The organism is Pseudomonas imperatae (assembly GCF_057128625.1).
The window spans coordinates 512,958-538,927 of sequence record NZ_JBSKHP010000001.1 but is presented as its reverse complement, the minus strand read 5'-3'; the positions used below and the strand labels follow the sequence as shown (position 1 = coordinate 538,927).

Genomic DNA, 25,970 nt, shown 5'->3' with positions numbered 1-25,970 from the left:
CGTCTCGCGTTACCCTTCTGCCCACCTCAAGGGCACCACATTCGCGCACCGCGAGTCGAAAATGCCCACCCGGCGCTCCCGCCATTTCATACACCGCCCCTGACCCGCACCAACGGTTGGGGGCTTGCATAAAAGCGATGTGCACTTTCACCGGCGCTGTTCAACACTGCGGACCACCACGATCCCGGGTACAGGAACATCGCCATGAAGAGCACCCCCGCCAGTGATTTGCCCCTCCAACCCAGCCCGGCCCAGGCCTCGCTGCAAGCGCGCAAGATGCGCCGCGTGGTGATTGCCTCGTCCCTGGGCAACGGCCTGGAGATCTACGATTTCACCGTGTACAGCTTCTTCGCGGTGATCATCGGCAAGCTGTTCTTCCCCGGCGAGTCGGCGCTGGCCTCGCTGCTGATGTCCCTGGCGACCTTCGCCGTGGGCTTCCTGATGCGCCCGCTGGGCGCGGTGCTGATCGGCCGCGTGGCTGACCGCAAGGGCCGCAAGGCGGCGCTGTCGCTGACCATCGCGCTGATGACCCTGGGCACCGGCATCATCGCCTTCACCCCCACCTATTCGAGCATCGGCATCGCCGCCACCCTGCTGCTGGTGTTCGGCCGCCTGCTGCAAGGGCTGTCGGCCGGCGGCGAAGTGGGCAGCGCCTCGGCGTTCCTGATGGAATCGGGGCACACCGACAACCGCTGCTTCATGGTCAGCTGGCAAGGCGCCAGCCAAGGCGCTGCGGCGCTGCTGGGTGCCCTCACCGGCCTGCTGTTGAGCAGCAACCTGAGCCCCGAATCGCTCGAAAGCTGGGGCTGGCGCGTGCCGTTCGTGATCGGCCTGCTGATTGGTCCGGTGGGCTGGTTCATTCGCCAGCACCTGGAGGAAACCCATACTGAAACCACCAACACGCCTTCGCTGATGCAACTGCTGCGCGAACACAAGGGCACGCTGCTGCTGGGCATCATGTGGATGGCCGCCTCCACCGTGAGCATGTACATGGTGGTGTTCTACATGCCCACCTACCTGGTGCGCACCCTGCATTACCCCAGCAGCTTTGCCTTCGCCCTGGTGGGCCTGGCCAGCGCCCTGCTGGCGGTGATTCCGCCCATTGCCTCGCGCTACGCCGACCGCCTGCCCCGGCGCAAGCCATTGCTGTACTGGATCGCCGGCCTGGCACTGGTGTTCGCCTACCCCGCGTTCCTGCTGCTGGGCCTGCAAAGCACCTGGCTGTGCATGCTGGCCATCACCCTGCTGATCATGCCCATGGCCGTGGGCGTGGGTGCCAGCTTCGCCATGCTGATGGAGGCCTTCCCCCGCGAGCAGCGCGTCACCGGGCTGTCGGTTATCTACAGCTTCGGCGTGACCCTGTTCGGCGGCTTCTCACCGTTGCTGGTGACCTGGCTGATCGGCCTGACGGGCAACCCGCTGACCCCGGCCCTGTACCTGATCGCCACCCTGATCATGAGCCTGATCGCCCTGCGCCTGTTCCCGGAACATCCGGGCCGCGACTGACTCCCCCCTTTACTGCCAGAAAAAGGAAGCAACCGTGAGCAACCTGATCATCAACCAGAAACTGCAAGCCAGCGCTGAACATTTCGCCACCATCCGCCGCGACATCCACAGCTTCCCCGAACTGGGCGGCGAGGTGCCACGCACCGCCGGCCTGGTGGCGGAGATGCTCGGTGCCTGGGGCTACGAGGTGCATACCGGGGTGGGCGGCTGCGGCGTGGTGGGCGTGCTCAAGCGCGGCAACGGCGCGCGCACCCTGGGCATCCGTGCCGACATGGACGCCCTGCCGATCCTGGAAAAGAACGGCCTGCCCTGGGCCAGCCAGTACCAGGGGCGCATGCACGCCTGCGGCCACGACGGCCACACCGCCACGCTGCTGGCCGCGGCCGAGCAGCTGGCCCTGCACGCCAAGTTCGACGGCACCCTGAACCTGATTTTTCAGCCGGACGAAGAAGGCCTGTGCGGCGCCAAGCAGATGATCGACGACGGCCTGTTCACCCGCTTCCCCTGCGACGCGGTGTACGCCTACCACAACATGCCCGGCCTGCCCGTCGGCCAGGCCGTGGTGCAGGCCGGCGGTTTCATGGCCTCGTCCGAGCGCGTGACCATCACCCTGACCGGCCGTGGCGGCCATGGCGCCATGCCCGAACGGGCCATCGACCCGGTGCCGGCGCTGGCCAGCATCATCACCGCGCTGCAGACGGTGATCTCGCGCAACCTGTCCACCGATGACGCCGCCGTGCTCAGCGTGGGCATGGTGCAGGCCGGCACCGCGTACAACATCATTCCCGAGACGGCCAAGGTGATGCTCAGCGTGCGCACCGCCGACCCGGCCGTGCGTGAGCGGGTGGAGAAGCGCATTCGCGAGATTGTCGAGGGGCAAGCCGCCAGCTTCGGCGTGAGGGCCGAGATCGACTACTGCCTGCTGGCCCCGGTGCTGGTCAACAGCAAGGCCGAGACCGAGCGCATGCTGGGTGTGGCCCGTGAGGTGCTGGGCGCGCAGAACGTGCTGGAGAAAATGCCGGTGCGCATCATGGGCAGCGAGGACTTCGCCTGGATGCTGCACGAGAAGCCGGGCTGCTACTTTATCCTGGGCAACGGCACCGGCGAGTTCACCGGGTGCTCGGTGCACAACGACCACTACGACTTCGACGACGCGGTGATCCCGCTGGGCGCGGCGTGCTGGGTGGGGTTGGTGGAAGGTTATTTGAAAGGTTGAGATCGCGGACGCGGCCTTCGGCCGCTGCTACGGAGGATTGTGCCATCCCCCTCCCGTAGCAGCGGCCGCAGGCCGCGTCCGAAGCCTACGCGATCAGCGAGCAGCAGCCACGATCAGCTGCTTCATCTCGCTCACCGCCGCCTTGAAGCCCACGAACAACGCATGGGCCACCAGCGCATGGCCGATGTTCAATTCGTTGATGCCCTTGATGGCCGCCACCGCTTCCACGTTGTGGTAGTGCAGGCCATGGCCGGCATTGACGATCAACCCCTGGGCCACGCCAAACGCCACGCCATCGGCGATGCGCTTAAGCTCCTCAGCTACCTGCGCCGGGGTTTCGGCATCGGCGTAACGGCCCGTGTGCAGCTCGATGGCCGGCGCGCCAACGCGCTTGGAGGCGGCGATCTGGCGCTCGTCGGCGTCGATGAACAGCGACACTTCACAGCCGATCTTGCTCAGGCGCTCTACCGCCGCCTGGATACGCGCTTCCTGGCCGGCCACGTCGAGGCCGCCTTCGGTGGTCAGCTCCTGGCGGGTTTCCGGCACCAGGCACACGTGGGCCGGACGGATGCGTTCGGCGAACGCCAACATCTCTTCGGTAACGCCCATTTCGAAGTTCATGCGCGTCTGCAGCACGTCCTTGAGCAGCAGCACGTCGCGTTCCTGGATGTGCCGGCGGTCTTCGCGCAGGTGCACGGTGATGCCGTCGGCGCCCGCCTCTTCGGCGTCCAGCGCAGCCTTGACCGGATCAGGGTAGCGGGTGCCGCGGGCCTGACGCAGGGTTGCCACGTGGTCGATGTTGACGCCGAGAAGAATGCGATTGCTGGTGGTCACGGGAGCGCTCCTTGGAATTGAGACCCCAAGGATACGTGGTGCTCACGGCTTGCGAAACAGTTCCCGACTGACCAACGGACGACCGCCCAGGTGCACGGCCAGCGCCTGGCGCATCAGGCGCTTGGCAGCGCTCAATGCGCCGGGGGCAGTCCAGTCGGCTTCGGCCATGGCCAGCAGCTCGCTGCCCTTGAACAGGCCTGGCTGGATCAGCCACACGCGTTCAAGGCCGGCGTCCACCTGCAGGCGGTACAGGCCGTCGGCCTCCACCGGGTCGCCGTTGACGTCGCTGTCCATGGCGAAGCCGTAGCCCAGTTCATCCAGCAGCCGCCATTCGAACGCGCGCAGCAGCGGCTCCAGGGGCAGGCCGGCGGCCAGCGCCTGCAAAGTGGCGGCGTAGCTGTCGTAGATAACCTGGTTGGGGTCTTCGGCCGGCAGCAGGCGGGTCAGCAGTTCGTTCAGGTACAGGCCGCTGAACAGCGCGTCGCCGACCATCCAGGAGGCCACGCCCACCGCTTCCATGCGCCCGACGTTCTTCAGCTCACCCTTGCCACGGAACTCCACTTCCAGCGGCACGAACGGCCGCGCCAGGCTGCCGGCCTTGCCACGGGCGCTGCGCAGCACGGCGCGCAGGCGGCCGCCCGGGGTAAGGAAGTCGACCAGGGCGCTGTTCTCGCGGTAGGGGCGCGAGTGCAGGACGTAGGCGGGGTAAAGGACGAGGGTGGACATGGGTCGGCACTCGGTTTCAGGCGTTCCAAACAATTGTGGGAGCTGGCTTGCCAGCGAGCTTTCGGGCCTCAAAAGCTCGCTGGCAAGCCAGCTCCCACAAAAAACCATTCCCCCAAGGGGGAATGTGGCGCAGATCAGAGGTCGCCGTAACCCAGCGAGCGCAGGGCGCGTTCGTCGTCGGACCAGCCGCCCTTCACTTTCACCCACAGGTTGAGCATGACCTTGGAGTCGAACAGCAGCTCCATGTCCTTGCGCGCTTCCATGCCGATGCGCTTGATGCGCTCGCCCTTGTCGCCAATGATGATCTTCTTCTGACCATCACGCTCCACCAGGATCAGGGCATGGATGTGCAGGGTCTTGCCCTGCTGCTTGAACTCTTCGATCTCGACGGTGATCTGGTACGGCAGCTCGGCGCCCAGCTGGCGCATGATTTTCTCGCGTACCAGTTCGGCGGCCAGGAAGCGGCTGCTGCGGTCGGTGATCTGGTCTTCAGGGAAGAAGTGGTCATTTTCCGGCAGGTGCTTGGCGATCAGGCCTTCCAGGGCGTCGAGGTTGTGACCCTGCTGGGCCGACACCGGGACGATCTCGGCGTTGGGCAGCTGCTCCTGCAACCAGGCCAGGTGTGGCATCAGCTCGGCCTTGTCCTCGATGCGGTCGGTCTTGTTGATGGCCAGGATCACCGGGCCCTGCACGTACTGCACGCGCTCCAGCACCAGTTGGTCTTCGTCGGTCCACTTGGTGCGGTCCACCACGAAGATCACCACGTCCACGTCTTTCAAGGCCGCCGAGGCAGTCTTGTTCATGTAGCGGTTGAGCGCCTTTTCGTTGCTCTTGTGCATGCCGGGGGTGTCGACGTAGATGGCCTGGATCTCGCCTTCGGTCTTGATGCCCAGCATGTTGTGGCGGGTGGTCTGCGGCTTGCGCGAGGTGATCGCCAGCTTCTGGCCCAGGATGTGGTTGAGCAGCGTGGACTTGCCCACGTTCGGGCGGCCGACGATTGCGACATAGCCACAGCGGGTTGGGGTTGTATCAGTCATTGCCATTCTCCACGCCCAGGGCAATCAGGGCTGAAGCGGCCGCTACCTGTTCGGCAATACGACGGCTCACACCCTGACCTCGGCTTTTTTCGTTCAAAAGGGTCACTTCACATTCGACGAAAAACGTCCGGCAATGCGGTTCGCCCTGGATATCCACCACTTCGTAACGCGGCAGTTCGCAACCACGCGACTGCAGGTATTCCTGCAGGCGGGTTTTGGGGTCCTTGTTGGTGTCCACCAGCGTCAGGCTGTCGAACTCGCTGGTCAGCCAGGACAGCACACGCTCGCGGGCCACTTCCATGCCCGAATCCAGGTAGATGGCACCAATCAGCGCTTCCAGGGCATCGGCCAGGATCGATTCGCGACGGAAACCGCCGCTCTTCAATTCACCGCTGCCCAGGCGCAGGTATTCGCCCAGGTCGAAACCACGGGCCAGTACGGCCAGGGTCTCGCCTTTCACCAGCCGGGCGCGCAGGCGCGACAGCTGGCCTTCGCGGGCCTGCGGGAAGCGTTCGAACAACGATTCACCGGCCACGAAGTTGAGGATGGCATCACCGAGGAACTCCAGGCGCTCATTGTTGCGCCCGGCGAAGCTGCGGTGAGTCAAGGCCAGCACCATCAGGTCCTGGTCTTTAAAGGTATAGCCGAGCTGACGCTCGAGACGGCTCAAGGAAACACTCACGGTTTACGCACGCTGAATTCGTGGTCAAATTTCACCACCAGATCGACGTTGCCGATCAGTGGCTCACGCTGTTCGTATTGCAAATGGGCGGCGAACACGTCGTCGTCCAGTGTCACTTTCATGATGTTGCGGGCTTGCAGGTCACGGATGTTATTGACACTCATGCCCTTGTCCACATGGTTGTAGAAATCACCAACCGTGTCGATTTTCTCCGCCTTGTCGGTCGCTGCCGATTCGATGATCTTCTTCATCGTCCAGTAGTCGAAATAGTGCGGCAGCACCTTGAAGGCCGTACTGGCGACAAACCCCAGTATGGCCAGCAGTACCAGCCCTCCCAGCAGCGAAATACCTTTCTGCGAACTGGCTGCGTTCATGCTCAAGCTCTCCATCCCTGCTGCCGCCTGAAAAGCATTCGGCGCTGTCCACTGGACAGCGCCGCCTGGTGTTACTTGATCAGCCCGACTCGCGAGAAGTTCGGCAAGTGGCTCATCTTCGGCTCCGGCCAGCTCATCCAGACCGCGAAGGCCTTGCCGACGATATTGCGGTCCGGGACCATGCCCAGCAGTTCCTTGGGAATACGCGGGTCATCCCAGTAACGGCTGTCGTTGGAGTTGTCGCGGTTGTCGCCCATCATGAAGTAGTGCCCGGCAGGCACGGTCCATTGATTGTCCGGCGGCATGTGATAGCGGCCCATTTCCTTGCGGATCAGGTGCTCGACGTCGCCGAGTTTTTCCTGATACAGCTCGGCGGTGCCCAGGCTGTTGGGCTCTTCGCCCAGCAGTTGCTCGGCCACCAGTTGGTCGTTGACGTACAGGCGCTTGTCATTGGTGTAGCGGATCTTGTCGCCCGGCAGGCCAATGACGCGCTTGATGTAGTTGACGTTCGGGTCGCTTGGGTAGCGGAACACCATGACATCGCCACGCTGCGGGTCACCGATCTGGATGATCTTCTGGTCGATCACCGGCAGGCGGATGCCGTAGGAGAACTTGTTGACCAGGATGAAATCACCCACTTCCAGGGTCGGCTTCATGGAACCCGACGGGATCTGGAAGGGTTCGACCAGGAACGAGCGCAGCACCAGCACGATGAACAGCACCGGGAAGAACGACTTGCCGTATTCGACCAGCGCCGGTTCCTTGTTCAACTGCTCGAGCACCACCGGGTCCGGCTCGCTGACACTACCCTGGTAGGTTGCGATCGCGGTCTTGCGGCGCGAAGCCAGGAAGACCAGATCGAACAGGGCCAGCAAACCGCAGACGGCGACAGCAATGACCAACAACAGCGGGAAATTTAGAGACATAGGACCTAACTATCCAACCTGAGCACGGCGAGGAAGGCTTCTTGTGGAATTTCCACGTTACCGACCTGTTTCATGCGTTTCTTACCGGCCTTCTGCTTCTCCAGAAGCTTGCGCTTACGGCTGACGTCACCGCCATAGCATTTGGCCAGTACGTTCTTTCTGAGCGCCTTGACAGTGGTCCGGGCCACGATCTGCCCGCCGATGGCGGCCTGGATCGCAACGTCGAACATCTGCCGAGGAATCAGTTCTTTCATCTTCTCGGTCAGCGCGCGGCCCTTGTAGTGTGCGTTGTCGCGGTGAACGATCAGGGCCAGGGCGTCAACCTTGTCACCGTTGATCAGCACGTCCAGCTTGACCAGGTTGGCCGACTGGTAGCGATCGAAATGGTAGTCCAGGGAAGCATAGCCGCGGCTGGTGGATTTCAGGCGGTCGAAGAAGTCCAGCACCACCTCGTTCATCGGCAGGTCGTAGCGCACCTGCACCTGGCTGCCGAGGAACTGCATGTCGCGCTGCACGCCACGCTTCTCGATGCACAGGGTAATGACGTTGCCCAGGTGCTCTTGAGGCACAAGGATAGTGGCGGCCACGATCGGCTCGCGGAAATCTTCCACCGAGGACACGTCAGGCAGCTTCGACGGGTTGTCGACGTAGATGGTCTCGCCGGTCTTCAGCACCACTTCGAAGATTACGCTTGGCGCGGTGGTGATCAGGTCCAGGTCGTACTCGCGCTCCAGGCGCTCCTGGATGATTTCCATGTGCAGCATACCCAGGAAGCCACAGCGGAAACCGAAGCCCAGGGCGTCGGAGCTTTCCGGCAGGTACTGCAACGACGAGTCGTTGAGGGTCAGCTTGGACAGCGCGTCGCGGAAGTCTTCGAAGTCTTCGGAGCTGACCGGGAACAGGCCGGCGTAGACCTGTGGCTGGATGCGCTTGAAACCAGGCAGCACCGGCACGTCCGGGGTGCTGCTCAGGGTCAGGGTGTCACCCACCGGCGCGCCGTGGATGTCCTTGATGCTGGCGATGATGAAGCCCACTTCGCCCGCTTTCAGGTCGGCGGTGGCGGTGTGCTTGGGGGTGAACACGCCCACGCTGTCGACCAGGTGCACCTTGCCGGTGGACTTGACCAGGATCTTGTCGCCCTTCTTCACGCGGCCGTGGCGCACGCGTACCAGGGAGACGACGCCCAGGTAGTTGTCGAACCAGGAGTCGATGATCAACGCTTGCAGCGGATCTTCGATGTTGCCGGTAGGGGCCGGAATGTCCTGGACCAGGCGCTCGAGCACGTCGATCACGCCCATGCCGCTCTTGGCGCTGCAGGCCACGGCGTCGGTGGCGTCGATGCCGATGACCTTCTCGATCTCGTCCTTGACGCGATCGGGGTCGGCCTGGGGCAGGTCCATCTTGTTCAGCACGGGCATGACTTCCAGGCCCTGCTCGATGGCGGTGTAGCAGTTGGCGACCGACTGGGCCTCCACGCCTTGACCGGCATCGACTACCAGCAGCGCGCCCTCGCAGGCGGCCAGCGAACGGCTGACTTCATAGGTGAAGTCGACGTGGCCGGGGGTGTCGATGAAGTTCAGCTGGTAGGTCTTGCCGTCCTGCGCCTTGTAATGCAGCGTGACGCTGTGGGCCTTGATGGTGATGCCACGCTCACGCTCCAGGTCCATGGAGTCCAGCACCTGAGCTTCCATCTCGCGATCGGCCAGGCCGCCGCACATCTGGATGAACCGATCGGCCAGCGTCGACTTGCCATGGTCAATGTGGGCGATGATGGAGAAATTGCGGATATGACTCAAATCACTCACGGATCAACACTCAAAAAGGCTGCGGGCCGGACGCCCAACGAAAAATAGCCGGGAATTGTACCTGAATTACGGGGCGATGTGGGAGACGGTTGATCATGAACATCCTGGGGAAGCCCACCCCCATCGACATCCGCTCACAAAAAAGGGCGGCCCACCGGCCGCCCTCCCCTGTTTCAACGCCAGCTTATCACTCGCTCAGCTTGAAGGTGATGAAGCTTGCGCGGCCCTGGCGCAGCACGCGCATGGACACCGAGCGGTTCTTCGGCAGGCCTTTGGCGATGTCGGTGAACTCCTTCGCCGAACCGATGGCCTGGTTGTTCAGGTGGGTGATGACGTCACCCGGCTGCAGGCCGATCAGCGCCGCTGGGCCATCCTGCACGTCCTTGATGACCACGCCGCTTTGCAGGTCCAGGGACTTTTTCTGATCGGCGGTCAGGTCGGCCACCGAGACGCCCAGGCGGTTGCTGTTGCTCTCGGCCTGGGACTTGGCGGCGCCACCGGCGAGGATGTCGTCGTCATTGGCCGGCATGGCACCGACGGTCACGTCGATGGTCTTGCGCTTGCCCTCGCGCACCACTTCCAGGCTGGCCTTGGCGCCGGCCTTGAGGCCGCCCACCAGGTGCGGCAGGTCTGCCGACATGACGATCGGCTGGCCGTTCATGCTCAGGATCACATCACCCACCTGCAGGCCGGACTTGGCCGCCGGGCCGTCCTCGACCATCTGCGCCACCAGGGCGCCGGCCGGCTTGTCCAGGCCGAAGGATTCAGCCAGGTCCTTGTTCACTTCCTGGATGACCACGCCCAGCCAGCCGCGGCTGACCTTGCCGTCTTTCTTCAGCTGGTTGGAGACGTCCATGGCCACGTCAATCGGGATAGCGAACGACAGGCCCATGAAGCCACCGGAGCGGGTGAATATCTGCGAGTTGATGCCCACCACCTCGCCGTTCATGTTGAACAGCGGGCCGCCGGAGTTGCCCGGGTTGATGGCCACGTCGGTCTGGATGAACGGCACGTAGGCGTCGTTGGGCAGGGTACGGCCCTTGGCGCTGACGATGCCCTTGGTGACCGAGTGATCGAAGCCGAACGGCGAGCCGATGGCCAGCACCCACTCACCGACCTTCAGCTTGTCGGAATCACCCAGTTTGACCGTAGGCAGGTTCTTGCCGTCGATTTTCAGCAGGGCCACGTCGGTCCGCGGGTCGGTGCCCACCAGCTTGGCTTTCAGTTCGCTGCGGTCGGACAGGCGCACGATGATTTCGTCGGCGTCGGCGATCACGTGGTTGTTGGTCAGCACGTAGCCGTCGGGCGAGATGATGAAGCCCGAGCCCAGGGACTGGGCCTCACGCTGGCGATCACCGCCCTTGGGGCTGCGCGGCGAGCGCGGCATGTTGCGGAAGAAGTCGCGGAAGGCCGGGGGCAGGTCGTCCAGGTCCGGCATGTCGCCGGCACCGGCGCTGCGGTCGGGCAGCTTCTGGGTGGTACTGATGTTGACTACCGCGGGCGAGGCCTGCTCCACCAGGTTGGTGAAGTCAGGCAGCGCCTCGGCCTGGGCGGTAACGACCTGGCCGAGCATCAGCACGGCGGCGCACACGGTCAGGTAATGCTTCAAGCGTAGTATCGACATACGGCTCCCGTATTTAACGAGCTAGGTTTAGCAAGTGGGTTCGCCAGACGCACAAAACCCGGGCACTGCCGCAAGGCAATGTCCGGGTCCGGGGGTGTCGGCAGTGGCGATCCTGAAACAGCAGACAAGGCCAGACCCTTGAGGGTCTGACCTATAGAAAAAATCAGGGGGTTTTGCAACCTGACTGACAGAAGTTTCATTTCGTCATCCTTTGTAACGGATGCCGTGAAGCGCCATGCGACGTGCTCCCTGCACGCCCACTCCTGCTCAGCACAGGCGCCTCAATTCTTCGCCTGGGCGTCTTGGGCACGCATCGACAAGGCGATGCGCTCGGCGGTGCCGATGGGAATCTCACCCACCACGGTGACCATCACTTCCCCGTTGGGGGTGGTGAGGCGCCGCGACACGGCCGAGGTCGGCCCCAGCTGCGTGCGGGTGTCAGCCCCGACGCTGCCATTGAGCGGCTCGAGGAACACCGAGAAGCGCGCCAGGCCATCGTCATACATCAGGCTGCTGACGGTGGTCTTGGTGTCGGGGTCCTTGCGCGAGGAACTGCCGGCCAGCTCGAAGCCCGGCGGCAGCCAGTCCGAACGCCAATGGCCGGCGGCGGGCGCCGAGGCCTGGGCGACAACGGCCGGCCCCAGGGGCTTGCAGTTGTCGCTGGCAGCCAGCTCCGCATCCGTGGGCACGTCGGTGTCCAGGCGGGTGAACTGGAAGCGTTCCAGCAGGCGCCCCTTGTCGTCGAGCAACAACGACTTGAGCGGCAGGCCAGTCTTGCTGTCCAGGTGCAATTCGAAACCGTAGCGGTGCTGATCCTTGGGGGTCAGCGTAACGATGGTGGCATCGCGCCCGGCCACGCGTGATTGCCCCGCGACAGCAAGGTCGTACCAGGACATCAGCTTGAGGGGGTCGAGCACGCGGCCAGAGGAATCAGGCGTCTCGCTCACACCGGGAACCAGGGCGCCACTCACGCACTGGGTACGGCCATCCACGCGCACGACTTCCTGGGCCGAGCCATCGAGCTGCAACAGCCGCTCGCTGACCTTGCCGTTCTGGGCGCGATGCCAGATGTCGTGGGTGGTGAAACTGCCGTTGCGTTCGTAGACGAAGGTACCCTGGAAGCTCTGCTGCTGCTCGGCCTGGGCCAGGCGGTTAAGCCACTGCGAAGCGTCGCTGGCCGCGAAGGCCGGGACGCTCAGACAGGAACCGAGCAATAGCGGTAGTAGCGGTATGGCGCGCATGGTCCTCCTTAGCGGTTTTCAAGGCTCGCGGCACGTGCGTATGGCAACGCGCTTTCGGTCCCTTTCAACGCAGCTTCCTGGGCGTGTTGGCGCAGGTAGCCTGGCAAGCGCTGGTCATGCATGCCAGCCTGACCTTGCAGAACACCGTTGGCCATGGGGCCAGTGCTCTGGTCGTTGCTCTCAGTGTAGCCTGCCAGCACGGCCGGGCCCTGCACCTGCGGCACGGAAGGTGCCTGCTGGGTAGCCGGTTGCTGCTGGGCCAGCTGGTTGCCGGCGATTTCGTCCTGGTTGTACAGGCGCACGCCTGCCAACACCGCCACGGTGACCGAGGCTGCCACGGCCAGGCGGCCCAGGCTGCGCCATGGACCACGAGTGGCCTTGACCGGTGCGATTTCCTCGGCAATGGCTGCCGATACGGCGGTGGCCAGGTCCAGGCGTGGGTCGAGCAAGTCCTTGTGCATTACCGCACGGGCAATCTGGTAGCGATTCCAGGTTGCACGTGTTTCTGGATCTTCCAGGGCGTTGATGACCCTGCGCAGTTCCAGTTCGTCCGCTTCGTTATCCATCACCGCGGACAGCGATTCCTGCAAAGCTTCACGACTCATGGCGGTTCCTCTCTTGGCTGTCGCCGCTGTCTCAGGTTTCCTGCAACAAAGGCTGCAGGGCTTTATCTATGGCCTCCCGAGCGCGGAAAATCCGAGATCGCACGGTACCCACCGGGCATTGCATGACGCTGGCAATGTCCTCGTAACTCAGACCGTCGAATTCACGTAAAGTTAACGCCGTACGCAAATCTTCTGGCAGTTGCTGGATGGTCCGGTGGACGGTGCCCTCGATCTCATCTCGTAACAGGGAGCGCTCCGGAGACTCCAGATCCTTGAGGCCATGATCGCCGTCGTAGAACTCGGCATCCTCGGAACTTACATCGCTATCTGGCGGCCGACGACCGCGGGACACCAGGTAGTTTTTCGCCGTGTTGATGGCGATGCGGTACAGCCATGTATAAAAGGCACTGTCACCGCGGAAATTGCCAAGCGCCCGATACGCCTTGATAAAGGCCTCTTGCGCCACGTCCTGGGCTTCATGGGTGTCGTGCACGAATCGCACGATCAACCCGAGAATCTTGTGCTGGTATTTCAGCACCAACAGATCGAAAGCTCGCCGGTCGCCGCGTTGAACACGCTCGACCAGTTGCTGATCCTCTTCCTGGGTTAGCATGAACACTCCTCGTTGAGCCGGGAGGAGCATTGCTTAAGCCATCGTTCAGGCTTGCAATCATAGACTCGGGCTTTTCGCAAAAGTTCTCCCCTCCAAGCAAGTTTCCTGCACGCCATGATTTGACCTGCACGAAAACCGCAGCGCGGTCATGGCCGGCTGCGTCAATAATCTTGTCGTCGAATCCGCTTGCAGTGGCCAGCGACTTCAGCCCCACATAAAGCCGACGCCGTTTTCCTTCTCATGGGCGACCGTCTATGGATACCGGGGTGTTGAATAAAGTTCCCGGTATTTGCAGGGATCGCCCGCGGACATTGCGCGATTGTGCGTTGACCGCCGGTGTTTCAGCCATGAAACAAGGCTCAAGCACGGTCGATCAGGCGCAAGCGCCCCATCCGTCGGTTCGTGTATCAGATAGCCCGACCAACGGTATAGTTCCACAACGCCATGAAGGCTTGGCTATTGTGCCGATACCCCCCTCTATATACTAGTAGCCCATGACCGATCCGCGATGCTCATGCGCCAGTAGCAGCTGCCAAAGGCGGCGTCCTGTACCAACCGCTACGAAGTGAGGATTGCGCGCGCAGGGCCGCTTGGAGGAGACTGCGCCGAAAACAATAGTCGCCCCCGCGGAATAAAGACATGAGCCAGCAGTATCAACACGACGTTCTAGTGATTGGCAGCGGTGCCGCCGGGCTTAGCCTGGCCCTGACCCTGCCCGGGCATTTGCGCATTGCGGTACTGAGCAAGGGCGACCTGTCCAACGGCTCCACCTTCTGGGCCCAGGGCGGCGTGGCCGCGGTGCTCGACGACACCGACACCGTGCAGTCCCACGTCGAGGACACCCTCAACGCCGGCGGCGGCCTGTGCCATGAAGACGCGGTGCGCTTCACCGTGGAGCACAGCCGCGAGGCCATCCAGTGGCTGATCGACCAGGGCGTGCCGTTCACCCGTGACGACGACCCGGCCCACGACGAGAACAGCTTCGAGTTCCACTTGACCCGCGAGGGCGGCCACAGCCACCGGCGCATCATCCACGCTGCCGACGCCACCGGCGCGGCGATCTTCCGGACGTTGCTGGCCCAGGCCCGCCTGCGGCCCAACATCGAGCTGCTGGAACAGCGCGTGGCGGTCGACCTGATCACCGAGCGGCGCCTGGGCCTGGCCGGCGACCGCTGCCTGGGCGCCTACGTGCTGGACCGCAACACCGGCGAGGTCGACACCTTCGGCGCGCGCTTCACCATCCTCGCCACCGGCGGCGCGGCCAAGGTCTACCTCTATACCAGCAACCCCGACGGCGCCTGCGGCGACGGCATTGCCATGGCCTGGCGCGCCGGCTGCCGGGTGGCCAACCTGGAATTCAACCAGTTCCACCCCACCTGCCTGTACCACCCCCAGGCCAAGAGCTTCCTGGTGACCGAGGCCCTGCGCGGCGAAGGCGCGGTGCTGAAACTGCCCAACGGCGAACGCTTCATGCCACGCTTCGACCCGCGCGCCGAGCTGGCGCCACGGGACATCGTCGCCCGCGCCATCGACCATGAAATGAAGCGCCTGGGCGTGGACTGCGTGTTCCTCGACATCAGCCACAAGCCGGCCGAGTTCGTCACCAGCCACTTCCCCACTGTGTACGAGCGTTGCCTGGCCTTCGGCATCGACATCACCCGCCAGCCCATTCCGGTGGTGCCGGCCGCGCACTACACCTGCGGCGGCGTGATGATCGACCAGCACGGCTGCACCGACGTGCCCGGCCTGTACGCCATCGGCGAAACCACCTTCACCGGCCTGCACGGCGCCAACCGCATGGCCAGCAACTCGCTGCTCGAATGCTTCGTGTACGGCCGCTCCGCCGCCGCGCACATCGTCGAGCAACTGCCGCATACAGCGCTGCCCGAGCGCCTGCCGCAGTGGGACGCCAGCCAGGTGACCGATTCGGACGAAGACGTGATCATCGCCCACAACTGGGACGAGCTGCGGCGCTTCATGTGGGACTACGTGGGCATCGTGCGCACCACCAAGCGCCTGCAACGTGCCGAGCACCGGGTGCGGTTGCTGCTGGACGAAATCGACGAGTTCTACAGCAACTATAAAGTCAGCCGCGACCTGATCGAGCTGCGCAACCTGGCCCAGGTGGCCGAGTTGATGATCCGCTCGGCCATGCAGCGCAAGGAAAGCCGCGGGCTGCACTACACGCTGGATTACCCGGAGATGCTGCCCGAGGCGCTGGACACTATCCTGGTGCCGCCCACCTTCGACGACTGAACTTGAGCCGCACCCGCAGGCGCCGATGCTCGTCGGTGCCCAGGGTGTCGGCGGGCAGGCACAGGCTGCGCGGCCACCACTGCCCCGGCAGGCGGAAGCGCAGCAGCACCAGGCCCGGCAACGCCATGCTGTCGGGCAGCAGTTGCACCGCCTGCCAGCCCTGGCCACGGTTCCACAGCGCCCAGCCGCCGGCATCACGGCGCAGGGCGCGCCAGGCGTGGGGGTGGCTGAGCAGAAGGCTGCGGGGCAGGTGCCAGGCGGCGTGGGCCAGGCATATCAACATGCCCAGGCCGCGCCAGGCGAACGGCGCATCGAGCAGCACCAGGCTGAACAGTGCCAGCCCCAGTGCCGCCAGGTAGGCCGCCAGCAATCGCCGCGAGGCGTGCCAGCGGCAATGAAACAGCTTACTTGGGCTGGACACGGTCCAGGATCATGCGAACCATGCGCTGCAGCTCCGGGTCCTCGGATTCGGTGCGTTCCATGAACCAGCCGAACATGTCCTGGTCTTCGCATTCCAGCAGGCGGCGGTAGCATTCGCGGTCCACGTCATTGAGGCTGGGGTACACCTCCTTGACGAAAGGCACCAGCAACACGTCAAGCTCCAGCATGCCGCGGCGGCTATGCCAGTAGAGCCGGTTGAGTTCAATATCTTCGACCATGGAGCGCTCCTCAAATAGGCGCGCAGTATACAGCGACCTGCGCCGCGCGGCACTTGGACGCATGTCTATATATGTGTGGGGTGCGCGGGACGCGGCCTGCGGCCGCTGCTACAGGTGTGCGGGGTGCCACCGATCCGGTTCGGCGCCGGCCTGCGGCACACCTCCAACCCGTAGCAGCTGCCGCAGGCGGCGTCCGGCACCAACACGCTGTTCAACCATAGTCACCTACCTATTTTCCCGGCAGCGCTCTATGATGGAGCCCAGTCTTTTAGCCCTTGCGATGCCCCATGGCCAATTCTGCTTTTTTCTGCGCGCTGTCCCACGAAGGCGTCCTCGCCGTACGCGGCTCCGATGCCGGCAAGTTCCTGCAGGGTCAATTGACCTGCAACATCAACTACCTCACCGAGCAGTACGCCAGCCTGGGCGCGCGTTGTACCCAGAAGGGCCGCATGCAGTCCAGCTTCCGCATCCTGCTGCAAGGCGATGGCGTGCTGCTGGCCATGGCCCGCGAGCTGGTGGAGCCGCAACTGGCGGACCTGAAGAAGTACGCGGTGTTCTCCAAGTCCAAGCTCACCGACGAAAGTGACGCCTGGGTGCGCTTCGGCCTGGTCGACGGCCAGCCGGCGCTGGCGGCCCTGGGCCTGGAACTGGGCGAAGAGAGCAACGTCGCCACCCGCAACGAAGCGTTGATCGCCGTGCGCGTGTCGCCCCAGCGTGCCGAGCTGTGGGTGCCAGCCGAGCAGGCCGAGGCCGTGCGCCAGCAGCTTGCGCAGCACCTGCCCCAGGGCGAGCTGGACGCCTGGCTGCTGGGCCAGGTGCGCGCCGGTATCGCCCAGGTGATGCCGGAAACCCGCGAGACGTTCATTCCGCAGATGCTCAACCTGCAGGCCGTGGGTGGCGTCAGCTTCAAGAAAGGCTGCTACACCGGCCAGGAAATCGTGGCGCGCATGCAGTACCTGGGCAAGCTCAAGCGCCGCCTGTACCGCCTGTCGCTGGCTGACGGCCAGCCGCCGGCGCCAGGCACCGCATTGTTCTCGCCCAACCACGCCAGCGCCGTGGGCGAAGTGGCCCTGGCGGCCGCTGCCGAGCAAGGCGTGGAGCTGCTGGCCGTGCTGCAGGCCGACGCCGTGGAAGACGGCAACCTGCACCTGGGCAGCCCGGAAGGCCCGCGCCTGAGCCTGCTGGACCTGCCCTATGAACTGGATCGCGACCGCGAGATCCAACGCTAGGCTACATTGCCCCGCCCCCGCGACCGCGTCCAGGAAGTCCCCATGAGCGAGCTGGCCGAGACAGTCCAAGAGCATTTGCTGACGGCCATCGCCAACGATGACCTGGTGCTGCCGACCCTGCCCGAAGTGGCCTTGCAGATTCGCGAGGCCGCCGAGGACGTCGATATCAGCATTCCTGCCCTGGGCAAGGTCATCGGTCGCGACCCGGCGTTGGCGGCGCGGCTGATCAAGGTGGTCAACAGCCCGATGCTGCGCGCCACCCAGGAAGTCACCGACCTGACCGGCGCCATCAACCGCCTGGGCATCAACTACAGCAGCAACCTGGCCATTGGCCTGGTGATCGAGCAGATCTTCAACGCCCGCGCACCCGTGGTGCAGGCCAAGCTGCATGAGGTGTGGAAGGCCAGCCTGGAAGTGGCCGGCATCAGCTACGAGCTGTGCCGCCGCTACACCCGGCTCAAGCCGGACCAGGCGGCGCTGGCCGGGCTGGTGCACCAGATCGGCGTGCTGCCGATTCTCACCTACGCCGAAGAACACAATGAGCTGCTGGCCGACCCGGTGTGCCTGAACCACGTCATAGAGCGCATCCAGCCGGTGCTGGGCAGCAAGATCCTCGCCGAGTGGGAATTTTCCCAGGCGCTGGTGCAGGTGCCGGGCGAATACCTCGACCTCAACCGCCCCAGCGTTCAGCTGGACTACACGGGGCTGATCCAGATCGCCCGGCTGCTGCGCCAGCATGACGTCCATCGCCTGCCTGACCTGGCGGCCTACCAGCACCTGGGCGTGGGCGACGAAGTGCCGCTGGACAGGCTCGAGCTGGACGCAGCGATGGCGATGTTCCGCTAATCGGCGACAAAACTCACCCGCACCTTCAAGCCGGTCTGCGCGCCATCGTGCAGGCTGATCTGCGCCCGGTGGGCCTTGCAGATCTCGCCGACGATCGCCAGGCCCAACCCCGAGCCCTTGGCGCTGCGCCGGTAGAAACGCTCGAACACCTTGCCCCGCTCGCCCTCGGGAATACCCGGCCCGTCGTCTTCGACTTCCAGCACGGCCGGGGCGCTGACCCGCAAGATCACGTTGCCGCCCACCGGCGTGTGCGCCAGGGCATTATCCAGCAGGTTGCTGAGCAGCTCGTTGAGCAGCGTCGGCTCGCCGCGCAGCCACACCGGCTGCTCGGCCTCCAGCGCCAGGGCCACGCCACGGGCATGGGCCAGGGGCGCCATGGCCATGCCCAGTTCGCGGGCCACTTGGCTCAGGTCCAAGCGCTGGGCGCCGCCCTCGGCGATGGCGCGGGCACCGTTCTCCACCCGCGCCATGGACAGCAGCTGGTTGGCCAGGTGGGTCAGGCGGTCGGCGTCCTGGCCGGCGGCGTCCAGGGTCTGGCGCCACACCTCGCCCTGCTCGGCCCGCTGGCCCAGGGCAATGCGCGCCTTCAGCGCTGCCAGCGGCGTGCGCAGCTCGTGGGCGGCGTCGGCGATAAACTGCGCCTGGCGCTCGAACTGCCCGCGCAGGCGTTCGGTGAAGTGGTTGAGCGAGGCCACCAGCGGCACCAGTTCGCGCTGCACGCTGACCACCGGCAACGGCCGCAGGTCATCAGGCTGGCGTGCTTCAACCTCGGCGCGCAAGCGTTCCAGCGGGCGTAGCGCGGCGCTGACCGCGTACCACACCAGCATCAGCGCGCCCAGCCCCAGCATGCCCAGGCGCAGCAGCGTGTCGGCCATCAGCCCGCGGGCCATGCGGATGCGCGCCTCCTCGGTCTCGGCCACGCGAATCTCGGCCATACCGTTCATTTCCGGCTCGCTGACCGCCTTGAGCAGGCTGACCACGCGCACGTCCTGGCCCAGGTAGCGGCCGTTGTAGAAACGCGCCAGCGCCGGGTAGTCGTCGGTGCGCGGCGTGCCCGGCGGCGGTGCCGGCAGGTTTTCGTAGCCAGAGATCAGCTGCTGGTGAATGTCGTTGACCTGGTAGTAGATGCGCCCGGCGCTGTCGTAGGCGAAGGTGTCCAGCGCCACGTAGGGCACGTCGGCGCTCAGGCTGCCGTCGCGCTGGGACAGCCCGGCAGCGATGGTCCGCGCCGACGCCAGCAGGGTGCGGTCGTAGGCGGTGTCGGCGGCCTCGCGGCCGTTCCAGTAGGCGCTCAGGCCGCTGGCGAGCATCAGCACCACCAGCAGCAACGCCAGGTTCCACAGCAGGCGCCCGCGCAGGCTGTCGAGCTTACGCATCGCGACCTTCGAGCAGGTAGCCCAGGCCGCGGAAGGTGACGATGGCCACGGCCTGGCCATCGAGTTTCTTGCGCAGGCGGTGCACGTAGATCTCGATGGCGTCGGCGCTGGCCTCCTCGTCCAGGCCGAACACCTGGGCCGCCAACTGTTCCTTGCTCATCACCCGCCCCGGCCGGGCGATCAGGGCTTCGAGCACGGCCTGCTCGCGAGAGGTCAGGGTCAGCAACTCATCGCCGAGGGTGAAGCGCCGGGTCTCCAGGTCGTACACCAGCGCGCCGCAGCGCTGCTGGCGCTCGCCACCCAGCACGCTGCGGCGCAACAGCGCCTTGACCCGCGCCTCCAGCTCGCTGAGCTCAAAGGGCTTGGCCAGGTAGTCGTCGGCGCCCAGGTTGAGGCCGTGGACGCGGTCCTTGACGTCGCTGCGCGCGGTCAGCATCAGCACCGGCAGGTGCTTGCCACGCCCGCGCAGGCGCGCCAGCACCTCGAAACCGTCCATGCGCGGCAGGCCGACGTCGAGCACGGCCAGGGCGTACTCCTCGCTGCCCAGCGCCAGGTCGGCGGCCACGCCGTCGTGCAGCACATCCACCGTCAGGCCGGTATGCTTGAGCGCCTGGGCCACGCTTTCAGCCAGCGGCAAGTGGTCTTCGGCAAGTAGGACGCGCATGGTCAGGTATCTCTTGTTGTAGGTATCGACGCGGCAGTGTACGCCCCGATCCACGGCTGTGAAGGGCTGCGAAGGGCAATTTTCGGCTGAAAGGTTGGCGAAAGGTTGAGCCCCTAGGATCGAGCCACGACGGGTCCGCCATGGGCCTGCCGCGCAAGACGCCACGATGCGTTTTCGCCATAACAAGAACAAGAACTGGAGACATCACATGAGCCCTACCCTGCGCCAGCTGGCCTTGGCGGCCAGCTGCCTGTTGCTGGCCAACACGGCGTTCGCCGCCGAACCCAAGCGCCCCGAATGCATTGCCCCGGCCTCCCCCGGCGGCGGTTTCGACCTGACCTGCAAGCTGGTGCAAAGCGCCCTGGTCAACGAGAAAATCCTCACCAAACCCATGCGCGTCACCTACATGCCTGGCGGCGTGGGCGCCGTGGCCTATAACGCCGTGGTCGCCCAGCGCCCGGCCGATGGCGGCTCGCTGGTGGCCTGGTCCAGCGGTTCGCTGCTGAACCTGGCCCAGGGCAAGTTCGGTCGTTTTGACGAACACGCAGTGCGCTGGCTGGCGGCGGTGGGCACCAGCTACGGCGCCATCGCGGTGAAGAGCGATTCGCCCTACAAGAACCTCGACGACCTGGTGCAGGCGCTGAAAAAAGAGCCCGGCAAGGTAGTGATCGGTGCCAGCGGCACGGTCGGCAGCCAGGACTGGATGCAGACTGCGCTGATTGCCAAGGCCGCCGGCATCAACCCGCGCCAGCTGCGCTACGTGGCCCTGGAAGGCGGCGGTGAAATCGCCACCGCGTTGCTGGGCGGGCACATTCAGGTGGGCAGTACGGACATTTCCGACTCCATGCCGCACATCCAGAGCGGCGACATGCGCATGCTGGCGGTGTTTGCCGACAAGCGCATCGACGAGCCGGGCATGAAAGACATCCCCACCGCCCGCGAGCAGGGCTACGACATCGTCTGGCCGGTGGTGCGCGGCTTCTACCTGGGGCCAAAGGTCAGCGATGCCGAATACGACTGGTGGAAAACAGCGTTCGACCAGATGCTGGCGTCCGACGACTTCGCCACGTTGCGCACCCAGCGCGCGCTGTTCCCCTTCGCCATGACCGGCGCCGAGCTGGACGGTTACGTGAAGAAACAGGTAACCGAGTACAAGGCCCTGGCCCAGGAATTCGGCCTGGTGCAGTGACCTGCGGCCTGCCTCGTCCCGAGGCAGCCCCCTCTCGCCAAGGAGTTTCGACCATGGCCCTGCAACGACTGTTTGCCATTGCCCTGCTGCTGGCCTGCGCCGCGCTGGCGGTGATGGCCTGGCCCTACCAGGCCGCTTTTTCCTACGAACCCGTGGGCCCGCGCGCCTACCCACTGCTGATGCTGGGCCTGATGGCCGCAGGCCTGCTGTACATGGCCGTGCGCCCCAGCGCCATCATCCACAGCGACGAGGCACCGCCACTGGACCGCGCCACCCTGGGCAAGATCGGCGCCTGCGTGGTGCTGTTGCTGGTGTTCGCCGGCACCTTCGAACCCTTGGGGTTCATTCTTGCCAGCGTGCTGACCGGTATCCCCATGGCCCGCCTGTACGGCGGCCGCTGGCTGCCCAGCGCTGTGGTGGTGAGCCTGATGAGCGTGGCCCTGTACCTGCTGTTCGACAAGGCCATGGACGTCCCCCTGCCCCTGGGCCTGCTCGACGTACTGGAGAACTGACATGGATACCTTCAGCTACCTGGGCCAGGGCTTCGGCGTGGCCCTGAGCCCCTACAACCTGGTCACTGCCCTGTGCGGCACGCTGATCGGCACCGTGGTCGGCCTGCTGCCGGGCCTGGGGCCGATCAACGGCGTGGCGCTGCTGATCCCGATTGCCTTCGCCCTGGGCTTGCCACCCGAGTCGGCGCTGATCCTGCTGGCAGCGGTGTACCTGGGTTGCGAATATGGCGGGCGCATCAGCTCGATCCTGCTCAATATCCCCGGCGAAGCCTCGACGGTGATGACCACCCTCGACGGCTACCCCATGGCCCGCCAGGGCCTGGCCGGGGTGGCGCTGTCGCTGTCGGCCTGGAGTTCGTTCATCGGCGCGTTCATCGCCACCTGCGGCATGGTGCTGTTCGCGCCGCTGCTGGCGCAATGGGCCATTGCCTTCGGGCCCGCCGAATACTTCGTGCTGATGGTGTTCGCCATCGTCTGCCTGGGCGGCATGGCCGGCGACCGGCCGTTGAAGACCTTCATTGCCGCGCTGATCGGCCTGTTCCTGGCCTGCGTGGGCATCGACGCCAACAGCGGCGTGTACCGTTTCACCGGCGACAACGTGCACCTGGCCGACGGCATCCAGTTCGTGGTGCTGGTGCTGGGGCTGTTCTCGGTCAGCGAGATTCTGCTGTTGCTGGAGAAGACCCACCGCGGCCAGGAAGCCGTGAAGGCCACCGGGCGCATGATGTTCAACGTCAAGGAAGCGGCCTCGGTGTTCGTGGTGAACATCCGCTGCGGCCTGCTGGGCTTCGTGATGGGCGTGCTGCCCGGTGCCGGTGCCACCCTGGCCAGCGCCGTGGCCTACATGACCGAGAAGCGCATGGCCGGCGCCAGCGGCACCTTCGGCCAGGGCGACAAGCGCGGCCTGGCGGCGCCGGAAACCGCCATCGGCGCCTCGGCCTGTGGCGCCCTGGTGCCGATGCTGACCCTGGGCGTGCCCGGCTCGGGCACCACGGCGGTGATGATCGGCGCCCTGTCGCTGTACAACATCACCCCCGGGCCGCTGCTGTTCCAGCAGCAGCCGGACATCGTCTGGGGCCTGATTGCCTCGCTGTTCATCGCCAACATCATGCTGGTGATCCTCAACATCCCGATGATCCGAATTTTCACGCGCATCCTCTCGGTGCCCAACTGGGCGCTGGTGCCGGTCATCGCGATCATCACCGGCATCGGCGTGTACGCGGTGCATGCCACCACCTTCGACCTGTTCCTGATGGTGGGCATCGGTATCTTCGGCTACATCCTGCGCAAGCTGGACTTCCCGCTGTCGCCGGTGCTGCTGGGGTTCATCCTGGGCGGGCTGATGGAGCAGAACCTGCGGCGCGCGTTGTCGATCTCGGACGGGGCGCTGAATATCCTGTGGTCCAGCCCGATCACGGCGGGGGTGTGGGTGCTGACGGCGCTGATGCTGCTGTTGCCGTTGCTGCGCCGTTGGCGCAAGCGCGCGGTGTCGGCTGTTGCCTAGACCGCGTTGCCCGCATCGCGGCCAAGGCCGGCTCCTACACTGTCCGTGGTAGGAGCCGGCCTTGGCCGCGATGGCATCACACGGGCGGCAACTGCCAGTCGATCGGCGCCAGGCCGCTCTGCTGCAGGAACTTGTTGGTGCGGCTGAAATGCCCATTGCCGATAAAGCCGCGGTAGGCCGACAGCGGCGAGGGGTGCACCGAGGTCAGCACCAGGTGCTTGCTGCTGTCGATCAGCTTCTGCTTGCTCTGGGCATGGGCGCCCCACAGCAGGAACACCACGCTCGACTGCTGGTCGCTGACGGTCTGGATAATGCGGTCGGTGAACGACTCCCAGCCCTTCTTCGCATGGGACGCGGCGTTGGCGCGCTCCACGGTCATGGTGGTGTTGAGCAGCAGCACGCCCTGCTCGGCCCAGTGCTGCAGGCAGCCATGGGGCGCGATGTCGATGTTCAGGTCGCGCTTCAATTCCTTGTATATGTTCACCAGCGACGGCGGCGTGGCAATGCCCGGCTGCACCGAGAAGCACAGGCCGTGGGCCTGGCCCGGGCCGTGGTACGGGTCCTGGCCGAGGATGACCACCTTCACCTGCGGCAGCGGCGTCAGGTTCAGCGCGTTGAAGATCAGCGGGCCGGGTGGGTAGATTTCCTTGCCGGCGGCGTGTTCCTGGCGCAGGAACTCACGCAGCTGGTTCATGTACGGCTGGTCGAATTCGTCACGCAGGGCGTGTTTCCAGCTGGGTTCGAGTTTGATGCGGTCGTCGGTGGTCATGGGCATAGCCTGGCAAACAATGGGGCGGACACTAGGAAAGCCGCCCCTGATTGTCAATCAATGTAACCGGAGACTGACGCCGTGCCGACGGCGGGCCATACTGCTGAATTGGACACTGCCCCATTCGCGTCACTCAAGAGGTCAGGATGAATCTGCAATTCGAAGAGCTTGTCGGCGTCGACGGCGCGCGCCTTGGCGTGGCCACCCTGGACGCCGAAAAATCCCTCAACGCGTTGTCGCTGCCCATGGTCGAGGCCCTCAACGACCAGCTGGAACGCTGGGAAAAGGACGATCAGATTGTCTGCGTGCTGCTGCGCGGCAACGGTGCCAAGGCCTTCTGCGCCGGCGGCGACGTGCGCAGCCTGGTGCAGGCGTGCCGCGCCCACCCCGGCGAGGTGCCGCCGCTGGCTGCGCACTTCTTCGCCGGCGAATACCGTCTGGACTACCGCCTGCACACCTTCCCCAAGCCGCTGATCTGCTGGGGCCATGGCTACGTGCTGGGCGGTGGCCTGGGCCTGCTGCAGGGCGCCAATATCCGCATCGTCACCCCCAGCAGCCGCCTGGCCATGCCGGAAATCAGCATCGGCCTGTACCCGGACGTGGGCGCCAGCTGGTTCCTGTCACGGCTGCCCGGCAAGCTGGGGCTGTTCCTGGGCCTGACCGGCTCGCACATCAACGGCCGCGACGCCCTCGACCTGGATTTGGCCGACCGCTTCCTGCGCGACGACCAGCAACCCGCTCTGATCGAGGGGCTGTTGCAGCTCAACTGGCAGGAACAGACCGCCGTGCAGCTCAACAGCCTGCTCAAGGCGCTGCAGCAGGAAGCGCTGGGCGAGTTGCCCGAAGCCCAGTGGCTGCCGCGGCGCACGCGCATCGACAGCCTGCTGGACACAAGCGACGTGGCCGGCGCCTGGCGCGCGCTGGTGCACCAGCGCCACAGCGACGACGTGCTGCTGGCGAAGGCTGCGCACACCCTTGAAGAAGGCTGCCCGTTGACCGCACACCTGGTGTGGGAGCAGATCCAGCGGGCGCGCTACCTGTCCCTGGCCCAGGTGTTCCAGATGGAGTACACCCTGAGCCTGAACTGCTGCCGCCACCCCGAGTTCAGCGAAGGCGTGCGTGCGCGGCTGATCGACAAGGACCAGAAGCCGCGTTGGCACTGGCCCGACGTCACCAGCATCCCGCAAGCGGTGGTGGACGCGCATTTCAGCAAGGCGTGGGAAGGCCGGCATCCGCTGGCAGATTTGTCTGATTACTGAACTTCAGCGGCAGCTACACCACACCGTAGCCGCTGCCGTAGGCTGCGCTGGCCATCAGGGCCGCTGAAGATCTCCAGCGGTTGTATGGGCCAGCGCAGCCTGGCGGCAGCGGCTACAGTGTTTCGCGCCCTTCCAGTGCGCCATTAGCGCCGCCCAGGCCCACCAAACCCGCCGTGGTTGCCATGGTCACCATGCCCTTGCCAGTTGCCCCGGCCAGGGCCGCGGCCTGGTGGTGGGCCAGGGGGCGGCCGGTGGCCGTTCCAGCCCGGCCCACCCCAGCCAGGGCCGGGCCCTGGGCGGTAGTAATGAGGCGGCGGCGCGTAATAACGCGGCGAACGCACGTAGTAACCGGAGTTGTAGTACGTCGACCCGTAGGGATAGTAGCCGTAGGGATAGGCACCACCGGCATACACGTCGGTGCGGTAATAGGCTGGCCCCTCGTAAGGTGCACAAGCAGTGGTCAACAGACCCAGCAACACTAGCAGCAGAAGTCTCGTTTTCATGGCGGCCTCCCGGAC

26 protein-coding genes are annotated in these 25,970 nt (G+C 65.1%); 9 read left to right on the top strand and 17 right to left on the bottom strand.

Features of this window, described 5'->3' with window-relative positions:
• Positions 1 to 204 precede the first annotated feature (204 nt).
• Both ACWKWX_RS02500 and ACWKWX_RS02495 read left to right on the top strand, forming a co-directional pair.
• On the top strand, positions 205 to 1,506 hold the full coding sequence (locus ACWKWX_RS02500; protein WP_473004336.1) for an MFS transporter: 1,302 nt from the start codon (positions 205 to 207) through the stop codon (positions 1,504 to 1,506).
• A gap of 34 nt (positions 1,507 to 1,540) precedes the next feature.
• On the top strand, positions 1,541 to 2,722 hold the full coding sequence (locus ACWKWX_RS02495; protein ID WP_483826943.1) for a M20 aminoacylase family protein: 1,182 nt from the start codon (positions 1,541 to 1,543) through the stop codon (positions 2,720 to 2,722).
• Between the two features lie 93 nt (positions 2,723 to 2,815).
• Here the strand turns inward: ACWKWX_RS02495 and pdxJ are convergent, their stop codons facing one another.
• The 11 genes from pdxJ to rpoE all read right to left on the bottom strand — a co-directional run bounded on the left by pdxJ (position 2,816) and on the right by rpoE (position 13,189).
• Positions 2,816 to 3,556 (bottom strand): pyridoxine 5'-phosphate synthase, encoded by a 741-nt coding sequence (pdxJ, locus tag ACWKWX_RS02490; protein WP_473004338.1) that lies wholly within the window; start codon positions 3,554 to 3,556, stop codon positions 2,816 to 2,818.
• Between the two features lie 42 nt (positions 3,557 to 3,598).
• Complete coding sequence (recO, locus tag ACWKWX_RS02485; protein ID WP_416426608.1) at positions 3,599 to 4,282, bottom strand: DNA repair protein RecO; 684 nt, start codon at positions 4,280 to 4,282, stop codon at positions 3,599 to 3,601.
• Positions 4,283 to 4,416: 134 nt separating this feature from the next.
• Positions 4,417 to 5,319 (bottom strand): GTPase Era, encoded by a 903-nt coding sequence (gene era, locus ACWKWX_RS02480; protein WP_416426610.1) that lies wholly within the window; start codon positions 5,317 to 5,319, stop codon positions 4,417 to 4,419.
• Entirely contained in the window at positions 5,312 to 6,001 is a 690-nt protein-coding gene (gene rnc, locus ACWKWX_RS02475; protein ID WP_416426612.1) for a ribonuclease III, read from the bottom strand. The genes era and rnc overlap by 8 nt, the downstream gene beginning before the upstream one ends.
• Positions 5,998 to 6,375: a DUF4845 domain-containing protein gene (locus ACWKWX_RS02470; RefSeq protein WP_416426613.1), complete on the bottom strand. Its 378-nt coding sequence runs from the start codon at positions 6,373 to 6,375 to the stop codon at positions 5,998 to 6,000. The genes rnc and ACWKWX_RS02470 overlap by 4 nt, the downstream gene beginning before the upstream one ends.
• 71 nt (positions 6,376 to 6,446) lie before the next feature.
• The gene (gene lepB, locus ACWKWX_RS02465; protein ID WP_416426614.1) at positions 6,447 to 7,301 is read right to left on the bottom strand and encodes a signal peptidase I; all 855 of its coding nucleotides are present in this window, start codon (positions 7,299 to 7,301) and stop codon (positions 6,447 to 6,449) included.
• 5 nt (positions 7,302 to 7,306) lie between these two features.
• Complete coding sequence (lepA, locus tag ACWKWX_RS02460; protein WP_476299956.1) at positions 7,307 to 9,106, bottom strand: translation elongation factor 4; 1,800 nt, start codon at positions 9,104 to 9,106, stop codon at positions 7,307 to 7,309.
• A gap of 187 nt (positions 9,107 to 9,293) precedes the next feature.
• On the bottom strand, positions 9,294 to 10,679 hold the full coding sequence (locus tag ACWKWX_RS02455) for a DegQ family serine endoprotease (RefSeq protein ID WP_473006901.1): 1,386 nt from the start codon (positions 10,677 to 10,679) through the stop codon (positions 9,294 to 9,296).
• 332 nt (positions 10,680 to 11,011) lie between these two features.
• A complete protein-coding gene (locus tag ACWKWX_RS02450; protein ID WP_416426618.1) occupies positions 11,012 to 11,971 on the bottom strand; it encodes a MucB/RseB C-terminal domain-containing protein in 960 nt (319 codons plus the stop codon).
• 8 nt (positions 11,972 to 11,979) lie between these two features.
• On the bottom strand, positions 11,980 to 12,576 hold the full coding sequence (locus ACWKWX_RS02445; protein ID WP_416426620.1) for a sigma-E factor negative regulatory protein: 597 nt from the start codon (positions 12,574 to 12,576) through the stop codon (positions 11,980 to 11,982).
• Between the two features lie 31 nt (positions 12,577 to 12,607).
• Complete coding sequence (gene rpoE, locus ACWKWX_RS02440; RefSeq protein ID WP_003252049.1) at positions 12,608 to 13,189, bottom strand: RNA polymerase sigma factor RpoE/AlgU; 582 nt, start codon at positions 13,187 to 13,189, stop codon at positions 12,608 to 12,610.
• Between the two features lie 639 nt (positions 13,190 to 13,828).
• On the opposite strand from rpoE, the gene nadB reads away from it, so the two are divergent.
• Entirely contained in the window at positions 13,829 to 15,445 is a 1,617-nt protein-coding gene (nadB, locus tag ACWKWX_RS02435; RefSeq protein WP_416426622.1) for an L-aspartate oxidase, read from the top strand.
• On the opposite strand, the gene ACWKWX_RS02430 is transcribed toward nadB, so the two are convergent.
• Complete coding sequence (locus ACWKWX_RS02430) at positions 15,414 to 15,866, bottom strand: protein YgfX (protein ID WP_483826942.1); 453 nt, start codon at positions 15,864 to 15,866, stop codon at positions 15,414 to 15,416. The genes nadB and ACWKWX_RS02430 overlap by 32 nt on opposite strands.
• Complete coding sequence (locus ACWKWX_RS02425; RefSeq protein ID WP_027976992.1) at positions 15,850 to 16,104, bottom strand: FAD assembly factor SdhE; 255 nt, start codon at positions 16,102 to 16,104, stop codon at positions 15,850 to 15,852. The genes ACWKWX_RS02430 and ACWKWX_RS02425 overlap by 17 nt, the downstream gene beginning before the upstream one ends.
• A 287-nt stretch (positions 16,105 to 16,391) precedes the next feature.
• On the opposite strand from ACWKWX_RS02425, the gene ygfZ reads away from it, so the two are divergent.
• Both ygfZ and ACWKWX_RS02415 read left to right on the top strand, forming a co-directional pair.
• Positions 16,392 to 17,333 (top strand): CAF17-like 4Fe-4S cluster assembly/insertion protein YgfZ, encoded by a 942-nt coding sequence (gene ygfZ / locus ACWKWX_RS02420; protein WP_416426627.1) that lies wholly within the window; start codon positions 16,392 to 16,394, stop codon positions 17,331 to 17,333.
• Between the two features lie 42 nt (positions 17,334 to 17,375).
• On the top strand, positions 17,376 to 18,179 hold the full coding sequence (locus ACWKWX_RS02415) for an HDOD domain-containing protein (protein ID WP_416426628.1): 804 nt from the start codon (positions 17,376 to 17,378) through the stop codon (positions 18,177 to 18,179).
• Here ACWKWX_RS02415 and ACWKWX_RS02410 read toward each other — a convergent pair.
• Both ACWKWX_RS02410 and ACWKWX_RS02405 read right to left on the bottom strand, forming a co-directional pair.
• On the bottom strand, positions 18,176 to 19,555 hold the full coding sequence (locus tag ACWKWX_RS02410; protein ID WP_483826941.1) for a sensor histidine kinase: 1,380 nt from the start codon (positions 19,553 to 19,555) through the stop codon (positions 18,176 to 18,178). The two genes, ACWKWX_RS02415 and ACWKWX_RS02410, sit on opposite strands and share 4 nt — an antisense overlap.
• On the bottom strand, positions 19,548 to 20,219 hold the full coding sequence (locus ACWKWX_RS02405) for a response regulator (protein WP_416426632.1): 672 nt from the start codon (positions 20,217 to 20,219) through the stop codon (positions 19,548 to 19,550). The genes ACWKWX_RS02410 and ACWKWX_RS02405 overlap by 8 nt, the downstream gene beginning before the upstream one ends.
• Before the next feature lie 208 nt (positions 20,220 to 20,427).
• Here ACWKWX_RS02405 and ACWKWX_RS02400 point away from each other — a divergent pair, with 208 nt between their 5' ends.
• From ACWKWX_RS02400 to ACWKWX_RS02390, 3 genes are read left to right on the top strand one after another with little or no spacing between them, the layout of a single operon-like run.
• Complete coding sequence (locus ACWKWX_RS02400; protein ID WP_416426634.1) at positions 20,428 to 21,408, top strand: Bug family tripartite tricarboxylate transporter substrate binding protein; 981 nt, start codon at positions 20,428 to 20,430, stop codon at positions 21,406 to 21,408.
• A gap of 53 nt (positions 21,409 to 21,461) precedes the next feature.
• Positions 21,462 to 21,920, top strand: coding sequence for a tripartite tricarboxylate transporter TctB family protein (locus ACWKWX_RS02395; protein ID WP_483826940.1), 459 nt, complete (start codon positions 21,462 to 21,464; stop codon positions 21,918 to 21,920).
• A gap of 1 nt (position 21,921) precedes the next feature.
• Complete coding sequence (locus tag ACWKWX_RS02390) at positions 21,922 to 23,424, top strand: tripartite tricarboxylate transporter permease (RefSeq protein WP_483826939.1); 1,503 nt, start codon at positions 21,922 to 21,924, stop codon at positions 23,422 to 23,424.
• A 76-nt stretch (positions 23,425 to 23,500) separates the two neighbouring features.
• Here the strand turns inward: ACWKWX_RS02390 and ung are convergent, their stop codons facing one another.
• The gene (gene ung, locus ACWKWX_RS02385) at positions 23,501 to 24,193 is read right to left on the bottom strand and encodes a uracil-DNA glycosylase (RefSeq protein WP_416426640.1); all 693 of its coding nucleotides are present in this window, start codon (positions 24,191 to 24,193) and stop codon (positions 23,501 to 23,503) included.
• A 146-nt stretch (positions 24,194 to 24,339) separates the two neighbouring features.
• On the opposite strand from ung, the gene ACWKWX_RS02380 reads away from it, so the two are divergent.
• Positions 24,340 to 25,452 carry an enoyl-CoA hydratase/isomerase family protein gene (locus ACWKWX_RS02380; RefSeq protein ID WP_483826938.1) on the top strand — a complete coding sequence of 371 codons (1,113 nt, stop codon included), beginning with the start codon at positions 24,340 to 24,342 and terminating at the stop codon, positions 25,450 to 25,452.
• A gap of 143 nt (positions 25,453 to 25,595) precedes the next feature.
• Here ACWKWX_RS02380 and ACWKWX_RS02375 read toward each other — a convergent pair whose 3' ends face one another.
• Entirely contained in the window at positions 25,596 to 25,955 is a 360-nt protein-coding gene (locus tag ACWKWX_RS02375; RefSeq protein WP_483826937.1) for a hypothetical protein, read from the bottom strand.
• Between the last annotated feature and the right edge of the window lie 15 nt (positions 25,956 to 25,970).